Source organism: Micrococcaceae bacterium Sec5.8, from assembly GCA_039636775.1.
In the GTDB taxonomy this organism is placed as follows: Bacteria; Actinomycetota; Actinomycetes; order Actinomycetales; family Micrococcaceae; genus Arthrobacter.
Window position 1 is genome coordinate 1,164,637 of the sequence record CP143429.1, and the last position, 18,459, is coordinate 1,183,095.

An 18,459-nucleotide genomic window follows, 5' to 3' on the forward strand; every position below is an offset into this window, starting at 1 on the left:
CGGCTGTCACATGGAAGTCACAATCTTCGCCATTCCGGCAACCGGTTTCGTAGACTCAGGGGAGGTCATGAGTGCCAGTGACAGCCCCGGCTTGCTGGCCGGCAACCCTCCTTTTGCGGCGGGGTGCCCCGGGTGAAGACCTGGCCCGCCGGTCAGCTGACGGCGGGCAAGCGCGAAGTTAGGTCCTCACATGACGATTGCCGTCACCCGCACCGGTGCCCCCGCAAGCAAGCCCTCCTCCGCCCCGGACGGCTCCGTTCCTGACGGGACCGTCCAGTACTTACCCATCGGATCCCTCGCGCTCGAATGCGGCTCCACACTGCCCGAGGTCATCCTCGGCTTCGAGACCTGGGGCACCCTCAACGCGGAGGCCTCGAACGCGGTCCTGATCGAACATGCCCTCACGGGGGACACCCACGTCACCCGGGGCGACAGCGACGAACCCGGCTGGTGGGAGCAACTGGCGGGACCGGGCGCCCCGGTGGACACAGACAGATACTTCGTGGTCTCCATCAACATCCTTGGCGGCTGCTACGGTTCCACCGGGCCCTCGTCGACGGCGCCCGACGGAAAACCGTGGGGCTCACGCTTCCCGCTCGTGACGTTGCGGGACACTACAGAGGCTGAGGCCCGGCTCACGGACGCCCTGGGCATCCGAAGCTGGTACGCCGTGCTGGGCGGATCCCTGGGCGGCGCCCGCGCCCTGGAGTGGGCCGTCAGCCACCCGGACCGGGTCCAGCGCTGCGGCGTGTTCTCCGTCGGCCCCAGCAGCACCGCAGAACAAATAGCGTTCGCCCAGGCGCAAACGCTCGCCATCCGGCAGGACCCCAACTTCAAGGGCGGGGACTACTACGGCGGGCCGGAACCGGTAGCGGGCCTGGCCCTGGCCCGGCGGATCGCGCACATCACCTACCGCTCGGCTGCCGAACTCGACGGCCGTTTCGGCCGGAACGCCCAGGACTCGGAGGCTCCGCTGGAAGCCGGATCCCTCGCCGGACGCGGGCGCTACCAGGTGGAAAGCTACCTTGACCATCAAGGCAACAAGCTGGTCCGACGCTTCGACGCCAACAGCTACATCGCCATCACCGAGGCGCTGATGAGCCACGACATCAGCCGGGGCCGCGGCACCCTCGCGGAGGCCCTGGCCCCGGCCACCGCCGAATTTTTGCTGGCAGCAGTCGACTCGGACCGCCTGTACTTCCCGACCCAGACCCAAGCGCTCGCCGAGGCCCTGCCAGGCAAAGTTCCGGTGCACACCATCGAGGCCCCGATCGGCCATGATGGCTTCCTGACCGAGATCGGCCAGCTTGATGCCCAGCTCAAGCAGTACTTCTTCGGGTAGTCCGGCAGCAGAAAAGTGCGAGTAATGTGCGTTTTTGCAGATGCGCTCTGCACTAATGGCCGTTGAGGCTCAGGACTGAAGGGCTCATACTCGTTGGGAATGGCGCAGCGTGTCCAATGTCACAAGCGCCCTCCTCCCAATGGTCCCACAGGGTGTCGAAGGCGACACCGAAGGAGTCGACATGAGTACGCAAAAAGCCGCCGCCAGGCGCCCGGAAGAGGAAGACGTCAAGTCGTCCGGACTGAAAAAGGTAGTAACGGCCTCGATGGCCGGCACGGTCGTCGAATGGTATGAGTTCTTCCTCTACGCCTCGGCCGCCACCCTCGTGTTCGGCAAGGCCTTCTTCCCCAACTCCGGCACGGAACTGGACGGCATCATTGCTGCCTTCCTCACCTACGCCGTCGGTTTTGTCGCCCGCCCGATCGGCGGCATCGTCTTTGGCCACTTCGGCGACAAGTTCGGCCGCAAACAACTGCTCCAGCTCAGCATCGTCCTGGTCGGCGTCTCCACCTTCCTGATGGGCTGCCTCCCGACCTTCCAGCAGATCGGCTACTGGGCCCCGGCCCTCCTGGTTTTCCTGCGCTTCGCCCAGGGCTTCGCCGTTGGCGGTGAATGGGGCGGCGCCGTCCTCCTCGTCGCCGAGCACAGCCCCAGCAAGTCCCGCGGCTTCTGGTCCGCGTGGCCGCAGTCCGCTGTTCCGCTGGGCAACCTGCTGGCCACGGCCGTCCTGTTCGTTCTCTCCTCCACACTGTCCTCCGCCGACTTCCTCAGCTGGGGCTGGCGCGTGGCCTTCTGGCTCTCCGCCGTGATCGTGCTGGTGGGCTACTACATCCGGACCAAGGTCACGGACGCCCCCATCTTCCTGGAGGCCCAGAAGGAAGTTACCGTCGAGAAGAAGGGCTACGGCGTGGGCGAAGTGTTCCGCCGCTACCCCCGCGGCGTCTTCACCGCCATGGGGCTGCGCTTCGCGGAGAACATCCTCTACTACCTCGTGGTGACGTTCTCCATCACCTACCTGAAGGTCATCGTGCAGACGGACACCGCCCGCATCCTTCTCCTGCTGCTGGTGGCACACTTCATCCACTTCGCAGTGATCCCGATGGTCGGCCGCATGTCCGACCGCTTGGGCCGCAAGCCGGTCTACATGGCGGGCGCCGTCCTGGGCGGCACCTGGGGTTTCTTCGCCTTCCCGATGATGGACACCAAGAACGACCTCATCATCCTCGCGGCGATCACCATCGGTCTGCTGTTCCACTCGCTCATGTACGCCGGCCAGCCAGCCATCATGGCCGAAATGTTCCCGACCCGGATGCGCTACTCCGGCGTGTCCCTGGGCTACCAGGTCACCTCGATCGTGGCAGGTTCGATGGCCCCGATCATCGCTGTCGCCCTCCTGAGCCAGTTCAAGTCATCCACTCCGGTCGCCGTGTACCTACTCGGCGCCTGCATGGTCACCATGGTGGCGGTGTTCTTCCTCAAGGAAACCCGCGGAATCTCCCTGCACGACGTCGACGCCGCCGACGCCCAGGGCACCGCCGACCTTCTTGCAGCCAGCAAAAAATAGCAGGCAGTAAACAGTAGCGGCTCACCACAACAGCCCGGCCCCGGATGACGGGGCCGGGCTGTTGTGGTGCCCGGCCCAGCGGGCGAACCGGGCTCAGCGGACAAACGCAGGTCGGCGGAGGCGGCTCAGCCTGCCAGGATCTCTTGGCGTTCGGAGATTTCGGTCCGAAGCGCCTCAAGGACGGCCTGCACCGGGGCTGAGCGCAGTGATTCCGGGCGGGCCGCCGCCCAGATCGGCAGTTGCCGTTGGAAGTCGTCCGGCAGTACCGGCAGGAACGCGGGGTCCCCGACCGCCAGGAAGTTGGGTAGCAGACCGATCCCGCCGCCCCGCCGGACGGCCTCAAGCTGGGCGAAGATGCTGGTGGCCTGGAAGCTGGAGCGGGGCATGGGCAGCTGGGTCGATCGGTGGCCGAGTTCGGCGACCTGCAGCGCGGACTCGACGTAGGAGACGAACCCGTGCTGCCGGACGTCGTCGAGCGTTTCCGGAAGGCCGTGTTCGCGGGCATATTGCGGACTGGCATAAAGCCGGAGGAAGTAGTTGGCCAGGAAAATGGTCTGCGCATTGCTGACGTCCAGATTGCCCACCACCACCTCGAGATCCACGCCGGACCGATTCTGGCTGACCTTGCGTGTGGCGCTGAGAATTTCCACGTTCAGCAGCGGATGCCGGCGCTGGAGCCGGACCAGCGCCGGGGCGACGAACTCCGCACCAAAGCCATCCGGGGTGCTGATCCGCACCAGACCCGATAGCACGTCCTCGGACTGGGCGATGCGGTTCGTGAGCGCACCGAGGGTACCCTCGATCGCCTCGGCGGCCGCGACCGCCTCATTGCCCAGGTCCGTCAGCTCCCAACCCTGGGGGCTTCGTTCCAGAGTTCGCCCGCCAAGCTGTTTGTCCAGCGCGAGAATCCGGCGGGAAATAGTGGTGTGGGTGGTGCCCAGCGTTTCCGCCACTGCATTGAACCGGCCCAGGCGGGCCACGGTCAGCAGGATGAGCAGGTCGTCCGGACTTGGAAGCCGCCTCAGGTCCACCGGAACTCCTCAACATCACATGATGTGCATTGATGCACATGCCCTCTGTAAGTTTTTACCTTGATTGCACTCTAACAGGATGTGATGCTGGACGCACAGCAAACGCAAAGCAAAGGAGCTTAGCCATGGCAGTAATCGCTTGGATCGGACTGGGAAACATGGGCGGGTCTATGTCGGTGAACCTCGCCAACGCCGGCAACGAGGTGCGCGGCTTTGACCTCAACGCCGAGGCCGTAGCCGCCGCCGAGGCCGGGGGAGTCAAGCCCGCGGGCAGCATCGCCGAGGCGGTGCAGGGCGCCGACGTCGTCTTCACCATGCTCCCCAAGGGTGAGCATGCCCGCACCGTCTACCTTGGCACTGACGGTGTGCTGGCCCACGCAGACACGAAAACCCTGCTGGTGGATTCCTCCACGATCGATATCGCCTCGGCACAGGCTTTGCACGACGCCGCAGCGGAGGCAGGCTTCCGCTTCGTCGACGCGCCGGTCTCCGGCGGGATGAGCGGCGCCAAGGCTGCCACGTTGACGTTCATGATCGGCGGCGAAGCCGGCGCAGTCGCGGACGCCACCGAGTACATCCGTCCGATGGCGGCCAACATCATTCCCACCGGCGGTGCCACCACCGGGCAGGCCGCCAAGATCTGCAACAACCTGATGCTCTTCATCAACCTCGCCTCCACCGCCGAGGGCGCCGTGCTTGCTGACCGGCTCGGCCTGGACAAGCAGGTCTTCTGGGACATCGCCTCTGTTTCCTCCGGCGACAGCTGGGCGCTGCGCACCTGGTACCCGGTGGCTGGTGTGGTCCCCACCGCCGCCTCCAACAACGGCTTTGCACCGACGTTCACCGCTGAGCTGGCCAACAAGGATATCGGGCTTGCCATCAGCGCCGCGGCGGACACGGGCACGCCGCTGGAAATCGGTACGCACGTCCAGCAGCTTTTCCAGCGGCTTATCGACGCCGGCCAGTCCGGAACGGACTGCTCGGCAATCGTCAAGTTGGTGGACGGCTCGCTCGAGCCCGCCAGCTAGACCTCCAAACTCTTGAGAAAGCGATGCACCCCATGGAACGTATTCCGCACTTCATCAACGGCGCTCTGGTGTCCGACGCCGAGCGCTACGGCCCCGTCTTCAACCCCGCTACCGGCGAACAGGAAAAGGAAGTAGCCCTGGCCTCCGCCGCCCGGGTCGAGGAAGCCGTCGCCGCCGCCCGTGCCGCCCTTCCGGGTTGGCGCGCCACGAGCCTGGCCAAACGCACCGCCATCTTCTTCCGGGTCCGCGAACTGCTGATGCAGCGCCGGCCCGAACTGGCTGCCCTGCTGACCAGCGAGCACGGCAAGGTCCTCTCCGACGCGGAGGGCGAGATCACCCGCGGCCTGGAGAACATCGAATTCGCCACGGGCCTCTCCCACGCGCTCAAGGGGGAACGCTCCGAGCAGGTGTCCAGCGGGGTGGATGTCCACTCCGTCCGCCAGCCGGTCGGCGTCGTCGCCTGCATCACGCCCTTCAACTTCCCCGCCATGGTGCCGCTGTGGATGATTGGCAGCGCCCTTGCCTGCGGCAACACGGTGCTGCTCAAGCCGAGCGAAAAAGATCCGTCCCCGGCCCTCTTCATTGCGCAGGCTTTCGCCGAAGCCGGCCTGCCCGACGGTGTCCTCAACGTGGTGCACGGCGACAAGGAAGCCGTCGATGTCCTGCTGGAGCACCCGGATGTGAAGGCCGTCAGTTTTGTCGGCTCAACGCCGATCGCCCAGTCGATCTACAAGCGCGCCGCCGAGAACGGCAAGCGGGTCCAGGCCCTGGGCGGCGCCAAAAACCACATGGTGGTGCTCCCGGACGCGGACCTGGACATGGCCGCAGACGCCGCCGTTTCCGCAGCCTACGGGTCCGCGGGCGAGCGCTGCATGGCTGTCAGTGTCCTTGTCGCCGTCGGGAACATCGCCGACGAACTCGTCGAGGGGATCAAAACCCGGATGGCCACGCTCAAGATCGGTCCCGGCACGGACCCGGCCTCGCAGATGGGACCGCTCATCACCGCGGAGCACCGGAACAAGGTGGCCTCCTACGTGGCCGGCGCCGCGGACGAGGGCGCCTCTGTGGTGGTGGACGGACGGGACCAGACGTTCGACTCCCACGGCTTCTTCATCGGCGTCAGCCTGGTGGACCACGTCAAGCCCGGCATGAAGGTTTACGACGACGAAATCTTCGGACCCGTCCTGTCCGTGGTCCGCGTTGAGACCTACGCCGACGCCGTCACGCTGGTCAACGACAACGAGTTCGGCAACGGCGTGGCGATTTTCACCCGCGACGGCGGCGCCGCCCGGCAGTTCGAATTCGACGTCGAGGCAGGCATGGTGGGCGTCAACGTGCCGATCCCAGTGCCGGTGGGGACGTTCTCCTTCGGCGGTTGGAAGAACTCGCTCTTCGGCGACACCCACATGTACGGCCCGGAAAGCATCCGCTTTTACACCCGTGGCAAGGTCGTGACCACCCGCTGGCCGGACCCGTCCACGTCCGTGATCGACCTCGGGTTCCCGCAGGTCGACTGACAGGTCTTTCCTTCCAGCACAACGCGGGGTCACGTCGCGCCCATCCGGGCTGCGGGTGGCCCCTCGTTGCTTGCAGTCGCCGGCACAAGAGGAGGCGCGCAAGGACACGTCCAGCACAGCGGCGCGGAGCTGCCGCCGGGCAGCGATGGCTGGCCGTATGTGCCGGAGCTGGTGGCGGCCCCCCACTTTGTCCTGGCACCACCACAAGGCTCCCGGGAGGACGGCAGGAACGGTCACCGCCGCGGACGCCGCTTTCGCTAGCCCTTCATGATCTCCGCGCGCTGGGCCATGTAGTCCTCCATGGAGAGCTCGCCCTCGCTGTAGCGCTGATCAAGTTCGGCAAGTTTTCGGGCCCGGAACCCCTGCGGAGCCGACGGCGGGGCAGGCGCCTCCGGCGCCGGGGCCGGGGGCTGCTGCTGCGCCGCCGGCGGCCGCCAAGCCTGCGGCGGGTTGTTCAGATACTCAGGGCTGTCCTCATAGGGGACCGGGGGCTGCGGGGTGGCCGGCGGTTGCGGTGCACCGAGCTGGCCGAAGCCACCGTAGTAATCGCGTTGGGTGAATCCGTCGCGGGGCTGGTTGCTCTGTTGCCCGGGGTAGCGGCCGGCACTGCCCCCGGACGGGTCGCCGGGAAACTGCCCGAACTGGTCCGGGCCGCCGGACAGGCCCTGGTTCTGGTTCCGGCCGCGCACCGACTTTTTGTAGTAGCGCATCGCCATCGGGATCAGGAATGACAAAACGATGATCCAAAAGAACATACTGCTCACGGTACCGGGCCTTTCGAAAGGGGTGCTTCCAGCCTAACGCCCGGCCCCTCTGCAACGTGCCCGCCCGGACCTGCCAAACCAGCTTTCATCTATCGACAATTATCGATATACTGTCCGTGGGCACTTATTCTGCTAAGGACTGCCCTGCGGGGAAGACCTTGAAGAGGGCCCAGTGTTTCGGTATCGCATCGAAACGCCAGGAAATCCGAGGAGAACCACATGCCTGCCATCCGCATCTACGAATCCGCTCTGTGCTGTGACACCGGTGTTTGCGGCCCCGACGTAGACCAGTCACTGGTGGATATCACCGCGGACGTCCGGCATCTGAAAGGCCTCGGTGCTGACATTGCGCGCTACAACCTGGCCAGCGAGCCGACCGCCTTCGCGTCGGACGAAACGGTCCGTGGATTCATGCACCTGGTTGGATCCAAGGGCCTTCCGCTCACCACCGTCGACGGCGTCACGGTGGCCACCGGGAACTACCCGGGCCGGGGCACGCTGCTCGCCTTTGCCGGACTGGGCGAAGCGAAGGTGGAACCGCAGCCGCGCCCGGACCTCGGCCTGGGCGACAAGTCCAGCGGCTGCTGCGGCGGCACCTCGAGCTGCAGTTAGGTCCGGGCGTGAAGTTTCTGGACAACGCACCCCGGTTCCTGTTCTTCACCGGCAAAGGCGGCGTGGGCAAGACCTCCGTAGCCTGCGCCACAGCGCTTACCCTGGCCAAAGCCGGTCAAAACGTACTTCTTGTCAGTACTGACCCTGCGTCCAACGTCGGGCAGGTTTTCGGCCTCACGATCGGAAACGCCGTCACTGCCATCAAGGAGGTGCCGGGTCTCTTTGCGCTGGAGATTGACCCGGAGCAGGCTGCCGACGCCTACCGCGAACGGATCATCGGACCCGTCCGCGGTCTCTTGCCCGAGGCGGAGCTGGCCGGCATTTCCGAAAGCCTCTCGGGTTCCTGTACGACGGAGATCGCATCTTTCGATGAGTTTACGAACCTGCTCGCCGACGATACCTCCTACGGGGAGTATGACCACATCGTCTTCGATACCGCCCCGACCGGCCACACGATCCGGCTCTTGCAACTGCCCGGGTCGTGGACAAATTTTCTTGAGGCGGGCAAGGGCGACCCGTCCTGCCTGGGCCCGTTGTCGGGCCTGGAGAAGCATAAGCAGGTCTACGCCAAGGCGGTCCAGGCCCTCACAGACCCGGCGAGGACCCGGCTTGTCCTGGTCGCCCGCGCGCAGACCTCGTCCCTGACCGAGATTGAGCGGACGTACCTCGAACTCAACCAGATCGGAATCGGCGGCGGCTATGTCGTTGTCAACGGCGTCCTGCCCGAGGCCGCCGGCGACGAGGACCTGGCGCAGGCCCTGCGCGCCCGGGAAGCTGCGGCCATCGCAGCCATACCCAAGGCCGTCGCCGCCCTGCCCCGGGACGTCCTGGACCTGTTGCCGGGCAACATGGTCGGCATCCCGGCGCTTGAGTCCCTGTTCGCGGCCACTTCCGGTGCCGACATCACCGGTGACGGCGCGCTCGTGCCCGACGTTGAAGACGCGCCGCTGGCTGCCCTGGTGAACGAAGTGGAGCTCGACGGCCACGGCCTCGTACTGTGCATGGGCAAAGGCGGGGTGGGGAAGACCACCGTGGCTGCCGCCATTGCAGTCGCTCTCGCCCGGCGCGGGCATGCGGTGCACCTCACCACCACTGATCCCGCGGCCCACCTCACCGAAACCCTCCACGGTTCCATCCCGGGCCTGACGGTTTCGCGCATCGATCCGGAAGCGGCCATTGCGGAGTATCGACGCCATGTGATGGAGACCAAGGGCCGAAGCCTGGACGAGGACGGGCGCGCGGCCCTCGCAGAAGACCTGATGTCCCCGTGCACGGACGAAGTCGCGGTGTTCCGGCAGTTCTCAAGGGTGGTGCAGGAATCCCGCCGGCACTTCGTGGTCATCGACACGGCACCGACCGGCCACACGCTGCTGCTTCTGGACGCCACCGGTTCCTACCACCGGGAGATCGCCCGCCAGGTCGGTGACACGATGGGATTCGTGACACCGCTCATGCGGCTGCAGGATCCGGCACAGACCAAGGTCATTCTCGTGACCTTGGCCGAAACGACGCCCGTGCTCGAAGCCGAGGAACTCAAAGGAGATTTGGAACGGGCCGGGATTTATCCGTGGGCCTGGGTGATCAACAACTCGATCGCCGCCGCACATCCGCAGACGCCGTTTCTGCGGGCCCGCGCAACGAGCGAAATCGAACAGATCACGAAGGTGCACAAACTGACGGACCGTTTCGCGCTCATTCCGCTGCTGCCCGAAGAGCCGACCGGTGAAGAGAAGTTGGCGGCCCTGACCGCAGGTTACAGGGAAGCCAGGAGGCCGGCCGTCCGCTCCATAGCGCCGGGTACGAGGGAGTAGTACGCCCAGGTACCGCGTTTTTCGCGGTGCAGCAGGCCTGCGTCGACCAGAATTTTCAGGTGATGGGACACCGTGGGCTGACCCAGGTCCAGCGGCTCGGTGAGCTCACACACGCACGATTCACCGGAGGCCTCGCCCTTGACGATGGAGAGCAGACGCAGCCGGTTGGGATCGGCCAGGGCCTTGAACACGAGGGCCGTGCGCCGGGCGTCTTCTGCGCTGAGACCAGACCGGCCGGACGGTACGCAGCGGGCGCCGTCGACGTCGGGCCCCAGAGTTTGCAGAGAATCCATGTGTCCATTATGCACATGGATTGACATTCATCGATATAGCCGGACATACTGCATATCGACAAGTATCAATATATCGCTTGAAACCCAGTACGGCCGAGAACCACAGGAGCCCCGTGAGCATCCAGACTGATTTGTCGCCCACCCAGGGAGGCGAGGCCGCTGTCGTCGGCAAGCTCTCCACCCTGGACCGTTTCCTGCCGGTGTGGATCATGGCCGCCATGGTCCTGGGGCTGCTGTTGGGCACCTTCGTCCCGGGACTGAACACCGCGCTTGAGTCGGTCACGGTCGGCGAGGTGTCGCTGCCGATTGCCATCGGGTTGCTGGTCATGATGTACCCGGTGCTCGCCAAAGTCCGCTACGACCAGACGCGCCGCGTGGTCGGGGACCGCAAACTCATGATCACCTCCCTGGTGCTGAACTGGGTCCTGGCGCCCGCGTTTATGTTCGCGCTGGCCTGGATCTTCATCCCGGACCTGCCCGAGTACCGCACAGGCCTGATCATTGTGGGACTGGCCCGCTGCATCGCCATGGTGATGATCTGGAACGACCTCGCCTGCGGCGACCGCGAAGCCGCCGCCGTCCTGGTGGCTATCAACTCCGTCTTCCAGGTGGTGGCGTTCGGCGCGCTGGGCTGGTTCTACCTGCAACTGCTGCCCGCCCTGCTGGGCTTGCCGACCACCAGCGCGGACTTCTCCTTCTGGGCCATCACCGCCTCCGTCCTGGTGTTCCTGGGGATCCCCCTGCTGGCCGGATTCCTGACCCGCACCCTCGGGGAAAAGGCTAAAGGCCGCGACTGGTACGAGGGGACATTCCTGCCGAAGCTGGGCCCGTGGGCACTCTATGGCCTGCTCTTCACCATCACGCTGCTCTTTGCGTTGCAGGGCGGCACCATCACCTCCCGCCCGCTGGATGTCGTCCGGATCGCCGTGCCGCTGCTGGTCTATTTCCTGGTGGTCTTTGCCGCCGGCATGCTGATCGGTAAGGGGCTGGGCCGTGGCTACGCCAAAACCACCACGCTCGCCTTCACGGCCGCCGGCAACAACTTCGAGCTCGCCATTGCCGTCGCGATCGGCACGTTCGGCGTCACCTCCGGCCAGGCCCTCGCAGGCGTCGTCGGACCCTTGATCGAAGTCCCCGTCCTTGTTGCACTGGTATACGTGGCCCTCTGGGCCCGCCAACGTTACTTCACCCCCAGCACCCTTTCCCGCTAAACTCCCTCACCTTTCAGGAGACTCCATGAGCACCGAAACCACCCCAAAGCCCTCCGTCCTCTTCGTCTGCGTCCACAACGCCGGCCGCTCCCAGATGGCCGCCGCCTTCCTCACCACCCTGTCCAGGGGAGCGATCGAGGTCCGTTCCGCCGGCTCCCAGCCTGCCGACAAGGTCAACCCGGCCGCCGTGGAGGCCATGGCCGAACTCGGCATCGACATGTCCGCCGAAATCCCCAAAGTCCTCACCACCGAGGCCGTGAAGGAATCCGACGTCGTCATCACCATGGGGTGCGGTGATACCTGCCCGATCTTTCCGGGCAAACGCTACGAGGACTGGGAACTCGAAGACCCGGCCGGGGCGGGCGTCGCAGCCGTCCGCCCGATCCGCGACGACATCAAGTCCCGCATCGAGGAACTCATCGCTTCCCTTACGCCCGCCGCCAAGTAACCCGTTCCCAGCACCAGGAGACATCTCGTGAGCACACAACAACTGATCATCATCGGGTCCGGCCCCGCCGGATACACCGCCGCGATCTACGCCGCCCGCGCCGGCCTGGCACCCCTGGTCATCGCCGGTGCCGTCACCGCCGGAGGTGCCCTGATGAACACCACCGAGGTGGAGAACTTCCCCGGCTTCCCGGGTGGCGTCCAGGGCCCCGAGCTCATGGACGGACTGCAGGCCCAGGCCGAGAAGTTCGGCGCCCAGGTGGTGTTCGACGACGTCACCGACGTGACGCTCACCGGGCACCTCAAACGGGTCGTCACCGGCGCCGGGGAAACGTATGCGGCACCCGCCCTCATCCTCGCCACCGGCTCGGCCTACAAGGAGCTCGGCCTGCCCGAGGAGAAGAAGTTCAGCGGCCACGGTGTTTCCTGGTGTGCCACCTGCGACGGGTTCTTCTTCCGTGACCAGGACATCATCGTCGTCGGCGGCGGGGACTCTGCCATGGAGGAAGCCACCTTCCTCACCCGCTTCGGAAAATCCGTGACCGTCGTCGTGCGCAAGAATGAGCTGCGCGCTTCCCGGATCATGGCCCAGCGCGCCAAGGACAACCCCAAGATCACCTTCGCCTGGAACTCCGCCATCACCGCCATCCACGGTGAGGGCAAGGTCACCGGCGTCACCCTCACCGATACGGTCACCGGCGACACCCGTGAGCACGCCGCCACCGGCATCTTCGTCGCCATCGGACACGTCCCGCGCACCGAGCTTCTGCACGGCCAGGTGGATCTCGACGCGGAGGGCTACATCAGGGTCGATTCGCCCACCACGGTCACCAACCTCTCCGGCGTCTTCGCGTGCGGGGATGCCGTGGACCACCGCTACCGCCAGGCGATCACCGCCGCGGGCACCGGCTGCGCGGCCGCCCTCGACGCCGAACGCTATCTCGCAGCCCTGGAGGACGCGGACAGCATCGCCACTGCCCTCGTCGAGGCACCCACGCACGGCTGAGCAGTGGCGCCACATCCGGCTGTTCTCCCCGTGGCAGTTCAAGACGGCGCCTGGAGGCTTGCCCACCGGACCGGCCCACGGCCGCACCGGGGAGAACTGATCCTTTCGTACCTGCCATCCACCACCGAGCATTTCGCCAACGACCGGCTCAATGCCCTGGCCCCGTCCAGGAGCGCTGGTGCCTCCGAGGTCCCCGAAGTGCTGTTCGTCGGTGTGCAGAACGCAGGCCGCTCCCGGATGGCTGCGGCCCCGCTCACCGACGATGTTGTGCGCGCCACCGACGGCTTTGATCACCACGGGCCCCAGCTGGCCGCCGGGCTGATGAACCAGCCCGGCGTTCGTTAGGAACGCACGGGATCTTCGGTACCGGGCGGGCCCTCGCCCGAGCCAAGCGGCATTCCGGGACCGAAGACCGGCCCCGGAAGGGGACGCTTGGCCGTGATGCCGTCGCCGGAGGAACGGTGCCGGATCCGGCGGACCACCCACGGCACGAAGTGTTCGCGGGCCCACACCAGGTCCCCGGACCGGGCCTGCCGCCAGCTGCTCGGCGGCAGGGGCTTGGGGGAGAGCGGCTCCAGGGTGTGCTCGACGTTGAGGGAATCCAGCACCATCGCAGCGATCGTGTGGTGGCCCAGCGGCGAGAAGTGCAGGCGGTCCGCGTCCCACATTTGCGGATCGTGGAGCTGCCGCAGCGACCACATGTCGGCAATGATGGCGTCGTGGCGGGCCGCGATGGTGCGGAGGTTCTCGTTGTAGATGGCCACCTTGCTGCGTACCCGGCCCAGCACCGAGGACCCGGTGTCGGGACCGTTGAAGAGCACCACGGTGGCACCGGCCAGGCTGAGGATCTGCACCACGGAGTCCAGCTTCTCGGCCAGGGCGTCCGGATCCCCGCCGGGGCGGATCAGATCGTTCCCGCCGGCGGACAGGGTCACCAGATCCGGACGGAGCGAAAGGCAATGCGCCAGCTGCTGGTCCACGATCTGCTGCAGAAGCCGGCCGCGGACTGCCAGGTTGGCGTAGGCGAAGCCCTCGTGGCCGCGGCTCAGTTCCTCGGCCACCCGGTCAGCCCAGCCGCGGTGTCCGCCCGGGCTCGCCGGCTCGGGATCGCCAATGCCCTCCGTGAAGGAGTCACCCATGGCCACGTAGCGGGTCCAGGGGTGGGTGATGGCGTTCTCGGGGACGTTCTCAAGGGCTTCAGTTCCGTTCACCTTTCCATGGTGCCCTTTTCCGGCAGAGCTACGCCACCGGGGGTTGTTACGTCCGGGTAACTGTAAGAATGGTGCCATGACTTCCGCTGCAACCTTCCCCGAACCCGTCGTCCTCTGGTCCAAGCCGGAGCAGGAGCGCGCCGGCAAGCCGCTCCTGGTCCTGCTCCACGGCTACGGTGCCAACGAACAAGACCTCCTGAGCCTGGCCGACATGCTGCCGGCGGAGTTCGCGGTGGCCTCGTTGCGGGCCCCGCTGGTCTCCGGCGCGGGCTTCACCTGGTTCCCCCTGACGGCGTCCATCGAATACTCGCTGGAGGCGGTCAAGGACGCCGCCGCTTACGTGGAGGACTGGCTCGATGCCGTCCGGCCGAACCACCCGTCCGTGACGTTGCTGGGTTTTTCCATGGGAATGGCGCTCGCCACCGCGCTGCTGCGGCGGCGGCCTTCGGACTATGCCGCCGTCGTCGGGCTGTCCGGTTTCGCCGTCGACGCCGGCGGTGACCCCAGCTTCCGCGACGACGAACTGGACGGGACGGTGCCGCTGTTCTGGGGCCGCGACCAGCAGGATCCGGTCATCACACCGGACAAGATCGACTTCACCATGGGCTGGGTACGCAAACACGTTAAACTCACCAAGGTGCTGTACGCCGGGATGTGGCACGGCATCAACCAGCAGGAGATCGGCCACGTCGGCGAATTTCTCACCCATGAGGTGCTCCGCAAATAGCCCGGACGGCGCCGCCGCGGGGCTCCGGGCGGGTGGTTCGGGTTTGCTAGGCTCCGCGGGGCTCCGGGCGGGTGGTTCGGGTTTGCTAGGCTCCGTGGGGCGTGGTGATCCGGACGGTCTGGCCGTTCACGGTGACGGTGTCGCCGTGGTGCAGTTGGCGGCCGCGCCGGTCGTCGATCTCGCCATTGACCTTGACGAGCCCGTTCCTGATCAGTTCCGCAGCTTCCACCCCGTCCTCGACCAAACTGGCCAGCTTCAGCAGCTGCCCCAGCCGGATCATGTCGTCGCGGATAGGAATGTCTTCAATTTCCGGGTTGCTCATACAAGCAATAATGCCTGACCGAAGGTGGCACCAATGACCCACGCACCGCGGCTTCCGCTGCCAGCAGGATTACTCATCGCCGTTTCGGCCGGGCTCCTCGTCCCCGTCCAAGGCCGGATCAACGGTGCCCTCGGAACGGCCCTGGCCGACGGCCTGGCCGCTGCGGTGGTGAGCTTCAGCACCGGACTGGTGCTGATGGTCGTGATCTCGCTGGTCCTGCCCAAGGGCCGCGCGGGGCTCGCGGAAGTCCTGCCGGCCCTGCGCGAACGCCGTTTTCCGCGCTACTACGTCTTGGCGGGTGCCATCGGCGCGCTCTTCGTGTTTGCCCAGTCCTTCACCGTCGGGCTGCTCGGTGTGGCACTCTTTACCGTCGCAGCCGTCACCGGCCAGACCCTCAGCGGACTGCTCGTGGACCGGATGGGCATCGGCCCTGCGGGCAAGCGGCCGCTCACCGGAATCCGGGTCATCGGCAGCGCGCTGACCGTCGCCGCCGTCGCCTGGGCCGTGTCGCCGCGCTTCGCCGCCGGGACCGGAAGTTCCGCGGCTCCGGGGACGGACCCGTTGGAACTGCTGGTGCCGGTACTGCTGCCGGTGCTCGCCGGTTTCCTGATGAGCTTCCAGCAGGCCATGAACGGTACCGCCACCGTGCACTACCGCACGCCGATCACCGCGACGCTGGTGAACTTCATCGCCGGCAGCATCGTGCTGTGGATTGCCTGGCTGATCAAGCTGGCTGTTGCCGGGCCCGGCAACGGCCTTCCCGGCGAATGGTGGTACTACCTGGGTGGGCCCATGGGCTGCGTGTTCATTGCCGTCGCTGCCTTCCTGGTCCGCGGTCTGGGCGTCCTGATTACCGGGCTCGGCATGATCGCCGGGCAGTTGCTGGGATCGCTTGGCCTGGACCTGGCGCTGCCGGCTCCGGGCACGGTCGTGGCGCTGCCCACCGTGCTGGGCACGCTCCTGACCCTGGCCGCGATCGTCCTGGCCAGCCTGCCGTGGTCCCGCGGCGCCCTGCGACGGTAGCGGCCCGGGTAGGCTAGGAGTTTGCATTACACCGTACGTAGCACCCCGCCCGGCGACCAGCCGGGGTTCCGGGGCTGAGACCGCGGACCGCACCCAGCGGCCCTGTAGAAAGTGGAGTTCCCATGGCAGCAAAATCCGTCCTCGACCAGATCATTTCCCTCGCCAAGCGCAGGGGTTTCGTATTCCAGGCCGGTGAAATCTATGGTGGCTCGCGTTCTGCGTGGGACTACGGCCCCCTGGGCGCTGAGCTGAAGGAAAACATCAAGCGCCAGTGGTGGCAGTCCGTGGTCCGCGGCCGCGACGACGTTGTCGGCCTGGATTCCTCGGTGATCCTGCCCCGCCAGGTCTGGGAAGCGTCCGGCCACGTCGATGTGTTCTCCGACCCGCTGGTTGAGTGCCTTTCCTGCCACAAGCGCTACCGTGCCGACCACCTCGAGGAAGAGTACGAGGAGAAGAAGGGCCGTCCTGCCGAGAACGGCCTCAAGGACATCGCCTGCGCCAACTGCGGCACCCGCGGCGAATGGACCGAACCCCAGGAGTTTTCCGGCCTGCTCAAAACCTACCTCGGCCCGGTGGCCAGCGAAGAGGGCCTGAGCTACCTGCGCCCCGAAACGGCCCAGGGCATCTTCGTCAACTTCTCCAACGTGCTCACCACCTCCCGCAAGAAGCCCCCGTTCGGCATCGGCCAGATCGGCAAGTCGTTCCGCAACGAGATCACCCCGGGCAACTTCATCTTCCGCACCCGCGAATTCGAGCAGATGGAGATGGAATTCTTCGTCGAACCCGGCACCGACGAGCAGTGGCACCAGTACTGGATGAAGGAACGCATGTCCTGGTACACCGGCCTCGGCATCCGGGAAGAGAACCTGCGCTTCTTCGAGCACCCGCTGGAGAAGCTCAGCCACTACTCCAAGGGCACCACGGACATCGAATACCGGTTCGGCTTCTCCGGTTCCGAGTGGGGCGAGCTTGAGGGCGTCGCCAACCGCACCGACTTCGATCTCTCCACGCACTCCAAGGCCTCCGGTGCGGATCTGAGCTACTTCAACCAGGCCACCAACGAGCGCTACACCCCGTACGTGATTGAACCGGCCGCCGGGCTCACCCGCTCCTTCATGGCGTTCATGATCGATGCGTACACCGAGGACGAGGCGCCCAACGCCAAGGGCGGCGTCGACGTCCGCACCGTGCTCAAGCTCGATCCGCGCCTGGCTCCGGTCAAGGCAGCGGTGCTGCCGCTGAGCCGCAACGAGGACCTCTCCCCAAAGGCCAAGGACCTCGCCGCCCAGCTGCGCCGGAACTGGAACATCGAGTTCGACGACGCCGGGGCGATTGGCCGCCGCTACCGCCGCCAGGACGAAATCGGCACCCCGTTCTGCATCACGGTGGATTTCGAGACCCTGGACGACCAGGCGGTCACGATCCGCGAACGCGACACCATGAGCCAGGAACGTGTGTCCCTGGACAAGGTGGAGGGCTACCTGGCCGCACGGCTGATCGGCGCCTGACCGTGGCGATCACCTACCGCGAATGGCGCGACGGCGACGATCTGGCGCTGCTGGAAATCTGGGGCGGGCCGGAAACCGAGCAGGCCCGGCAGTTCCGCGGCACCCTCGCGCCTTCGGGCAACGCCCCGTGGCGGCGTTGCATCGTGGCGGAGAATGTCGTTGACGGTGTGGCCATCCCGGTCGCTGCCGGAGTGGTCCACGAAGCCTCGCTGCACCCCCAGCGGCTGTGGGCCTATGTCGAGGTGGACCGGCAGCACCGCCGTGCAGGCGTGGGCTCCACGCTGCTGACCATGCTGCGGCACGAAGCGGCGCAGTCGCCGTCGGGTGTCACCCTGCTCCGGACCAAGGTTGAACCGGGCACCCCCGGCGCGGCCTTCGTTGAAGCAGCCGGCCTCGTTCCGGTCCAGCGGTCCCGGCTTGTCGTCGTCGAGCCGGGAGCACTGAAGCTGCCCGTCTTCGGCGACGGCTCCGAGGCCGCCGCGTCCGAGCAGGTCGAGGACCTCGCCACCGGCTCGGTGGAGCTCAGCGATGTTGTGGGCCGCTACTACTCCTCGGTGCACGGCTGGGACAGCCCGGGCGAGCTCAGCATCGCCACGGTCCAGCGGTTGTTCCTGGACGAGCTCAGCGGGGCGCACGGCGCGATCGTGTTGCGGGCGCCGAAGGCCAGTGCCTTCGGCCAGGGCGTACCCGTGAGCCGGAAGGGCCGGCTTGAGGCCTTCGCCATCAGCTACGCGGAGCTCGCGGCCGCAGGGGAGAACCCTGGCGGTGCTGACGCGCCCTCCGGCCAGCCCACGGACGTGTTCCTGGGCCACGAACCGAAACTCTCCGAGGACGAAGCCCGGGCCGCCGTCCGGGACCTGCTGGCGCTGATTGCGTTCCAGCACCCGGTGCTGCTGGAACTGGACGACTCGATGGCTGCGCTGCGTGCCGTCGTCGAGCCGCTGCTCGAGAGCGGCAAAGCCCGCGTCCAGGGCGCCGACACCCTGGTGGTCTCCGACCCGGCGTAACCGGCGCTAAACGCAGCTGACCCGCAGGAGAAGAA

19 protein-coding genes and 1 riboswitch are annotated in these 18,459 nt (G+C 66.5%); of the genes, 14 read left to right on the forward strand and 5 right to left on the reverse strand.

What is annotated here, in order from left to right; all coding sequences use genetic code 11:
* Positions 1 to 63 precede the first annotated feature (63 nt).
* A riboswitch (SAM riboswitch) is annotated at positions 64 to 179 on the forward strand.
* A gap of 11 nt (positions 180 to 190) precedes the next feature.
* Complete coding sequence (locus tag VUN84_05295; GenBank protein ID XAS65086.1) at positions 191 to 1,342, forward strand: homoserine O-acetyltransferase; 1,152 nt, start codon at positions 191 to 193, stop codon at positions 1,340 to 1,342.
* A gap of 181 nt (positions 1,343 to 1,523) precedes the next feature.
* Positions 1,524 to 2,906 carry an MFS transporter gene (locus VUN84_05300; protein XAS65087.1) on the forward strand — a complete coding sequence of 461 codons (1,383 nt, stop codon included), beginning with the start codon at positions 1,524 to 1,526 and terminating at the stop codon, positions 2,904 to 2,906.
* Between the two features lie 125 nt (positions 2,907 to 3,031).
* Here VUN84_05300 and VUN84_05305 read toward each other — a convergent pair whose 3' ends face one another.
* Positions 3,032 to 3,931: a LysR family transcriptional regulator gene (locus VUN84_05305; protein XAS65763.1), complete on the reverse strand. Its 900-nt coding sequence runs from the start codon at positions 3,929 to 3,931 to the stop codon at positions 3,032 to 3,034.
* A 131-nt stretch (positions 3,932 to 4,062) separates the two neighbouring features.
* Between VUN84_05305 and mmsB the strand changes: the two genes are divergently transcribed.
* Positions 4,063 to 4,965 carry a 3-hydroxyisobutyrate dehydrogenase gene (mmsB, locus tag VUN84_05310; protein XAS65088.1) on the forward strand — a complete coding sequence of 301 codons (903 nt, stop codon included), beginning with the start codon at positions 4,063 to 4,065 and terminating at the stop codon, positions 4,963 to 4,965.
* Positions 4,966 to 4,997: 32 nt separating this feature from the next.
* On the forward strand, positions 4,998 to 6,482 hold the full coding sequence (locus VUN84_05315; GenBank protein ID XAS65089.1) for a CoA-acylating methylmalonate-semialdehyde dehydrogenase: 1,485 nt from the start codon (positions 4,998 to 5,000) through the stop codon (positions 6,480 to 6,482).
* A 257-nt stretch (positions 6,483 to 6,739) separates the two neighbouring features.
* Here the strand turns inward: VUN84_05315 and VUN84_05320 are convergent, their stop codons facing one another.
* Positions 6,740 to 7,237, reverse strand: a complete 498-nt coding sequence (locus VUN84_05320; protein ID XAS65764.1) for a hypothetical protein — start codon at positions 7,235 to 7,237, stop codon at positions 6,740 to 6,742.
* Between the two features lie 228 nt (positions 7,238 to 7,465).
* Between VUN84_05320 and arsD the strand changes: the two genes are divergently transcribed.
* Together arsD and arsA are read left to right on the forward strand one after the other, a co-directional pair.
* Entirely contained in the window at positions 7,466 to 7,858 is a 393-nt protein-coding gene (gene arsD / locus VUN84_05325) for an arsenite efflux transporter metallochaperone ArsD (GenBank protein XAS65090.1), read from the forward strand.
* An 8-nt stretch (positions 7,859 to 7,866) separates the two neighbouring features.
* On the forward strand, positions 7,867 to 9,669 hold the full coding sequence (gene arsA, locus VUN84_05330) for an arsenical pump-driving ATPase (GenBank protein XAS65091.1): 1,803 nt from the start codon (positions 7,867 to 7,869) through the stop codon (positions 9,667 to 9,669).
* Here arsA and VUN84_05335 read toward each other — a convergent pair.
* Positions 9,612 to 9,962: a metalloregulator ArsR/SmtB family transcription factor gene (locus tag VUN84_05335; GenBank protein ID XAS65092.1), complete on the reverse strand. Its 351-nt coding sequence runs from the start codon at positions 9,960 to 9,962 to the stop codon at positions 9,612 to 9,614. The genes arsA and VUN84_05335 overlap by 58 nt on opposite strands.
* Before the next feature lie 113 nt (positions 9,963 to 10,075).
* Here VUN84_05335 and arsB point away from each other — a divergent pair, with 113 nt between their 5' ends.
* The 4 genes from arsB to VUN84_05355 are packed head-to-tail and all read left to right on the forward strand — an operon-like array spanning position 10,076 to position 12,971.
* A complete protein-coding gene (gene arsB / locus VUN84_05340; protein XAS65093.1) occupies positions 10,076 to 11,173 on the forward strand; it encodes an ACR3 family arsenite efflux transporter in 1,098 nt (365 codons plus the stop codon).
* A 25-nt stretch (positions 11,174 to 11,198) separates the two neighbouring features.
* Complete coding sequence (locus tag VUN84_05345; protein ID XAS65094.1) at positions 11,199 to 11,621, forward strand: arsenate reductase ArsC; 423 nt, start codon at positions 11,199 to 11,201, stop codon at positions 11,619 to 11,621.
* A gap of 27 nt (positions 11,622 to 11,648) precedes the next feature.
* On the forward strand, positions 11,649 to 12,626 hold the full coding sequence (gene trxB / locus VUN84_05350) for a thioredoxin-disulfide reductase (protein ID XAS65095.1): 978 nt from the start codon (positions 11,649 to 11,651) through the stop codon (positions 12,624 to 12,626).
* Between the two features lie 30 nt (positions 12,627 to 12,656).
* A complete protein-coding gene (locus tag VUN84_05355) occupies positions 12,657 to 12,971 on the forward strand; it encodes a hypothetical protein (GenBank protein ID XAS65096.1) in 315 nt (104 codons plus the stop codon).
* On the opposite strand, the gene VUN84_05360 is transcribed toward VUN84_05355, so the two are convergent.
* A complete protein-coding gene (locus tag VUN84_05360; protein XAS65765.1) occupies positions 12,968 to 13,765 on the reverse strand; it encodes an SGNH/GDSL hydrolase family protein in 798 nt (265 codons plus the stop codon). The two genes, VUN84_05355 and VUN84_05360, sit on opposite strands and share 4 nt — an antisense overlap.
* Positions 13,766 to 13,913: 148 nt before the next feature.
* Here VUN84_05360 and VUN84_05365 point away from each other — a divergent pair, with 148 nt between their 5' ends.
* Complete coding sequence (locus VUN84_05365; GenBank protein XAS65097.1) at positions 13,914 to 14,564, forward strand: phospholipase; 651 nt, start codon at positions 13,914 to 13,916, stop codon at positions 14,562 to 14,564.
* A gap of 85 nt (positions 14,565 to 14,649) precedes the next feature.
* On the opposite strand, the gene VUN84_05370 is transcribed toward VUN84_05365, so the two are convergent.
* Entirely contained in the window at positions 14,650 to 14,886 is a 237-nt protein-coding gene (locus VUN84_05370; GenBank protein ID XAS65098.1) for an RNA-binding S4 domain-containing protein, read from the reverse strand.
* A gap of 33 nt (positions 14,887 to 14,919) precedes the next feature.
* On the opposite strand from VUN84_05370, the gene VUN84_05375 reads away from it, so the two are divergent.
* The 3 genes from VUN84_05375 to VUN84_05385 all read left to right on the forward strand — a co-directional run bounded on the left by VUN84_05375 (position 14,920) and on the right by VUN84_05385 (position 18,424).
* Entirely contained in the window at positions 14,920 to 15,909 is a 990-nt protein-coding gene (locus VUN84_05375; GenBank protein XAS65099.1) for a DMT family transporter, read from the forward strand.
* Between the two features lie 122 nt (positions 15,910 to 16,031).
* A complete protein-coding gene (locus tag VUN84_05380; protein XAS65100.1) occupies positions 16,032 to 17,417 on the forward strand; it encodes a glycine--tRNA ligase in 1,386 nt (461 codons plus the stop codon).
* A gap of 2 nt (positions 17,418 to 17,419) precedes the next feature.
* Entirely contained in the window at positions 17,420 to 18,424 is a 1,005-nt protein-coding gene (locus VUN84_05385; protein XAS65101.1) for a GNAT family N-acetyltransferase, read from the forward strand.
* Positions 18,425 to 18,459 lie beyond the last annotated feature (35 nt).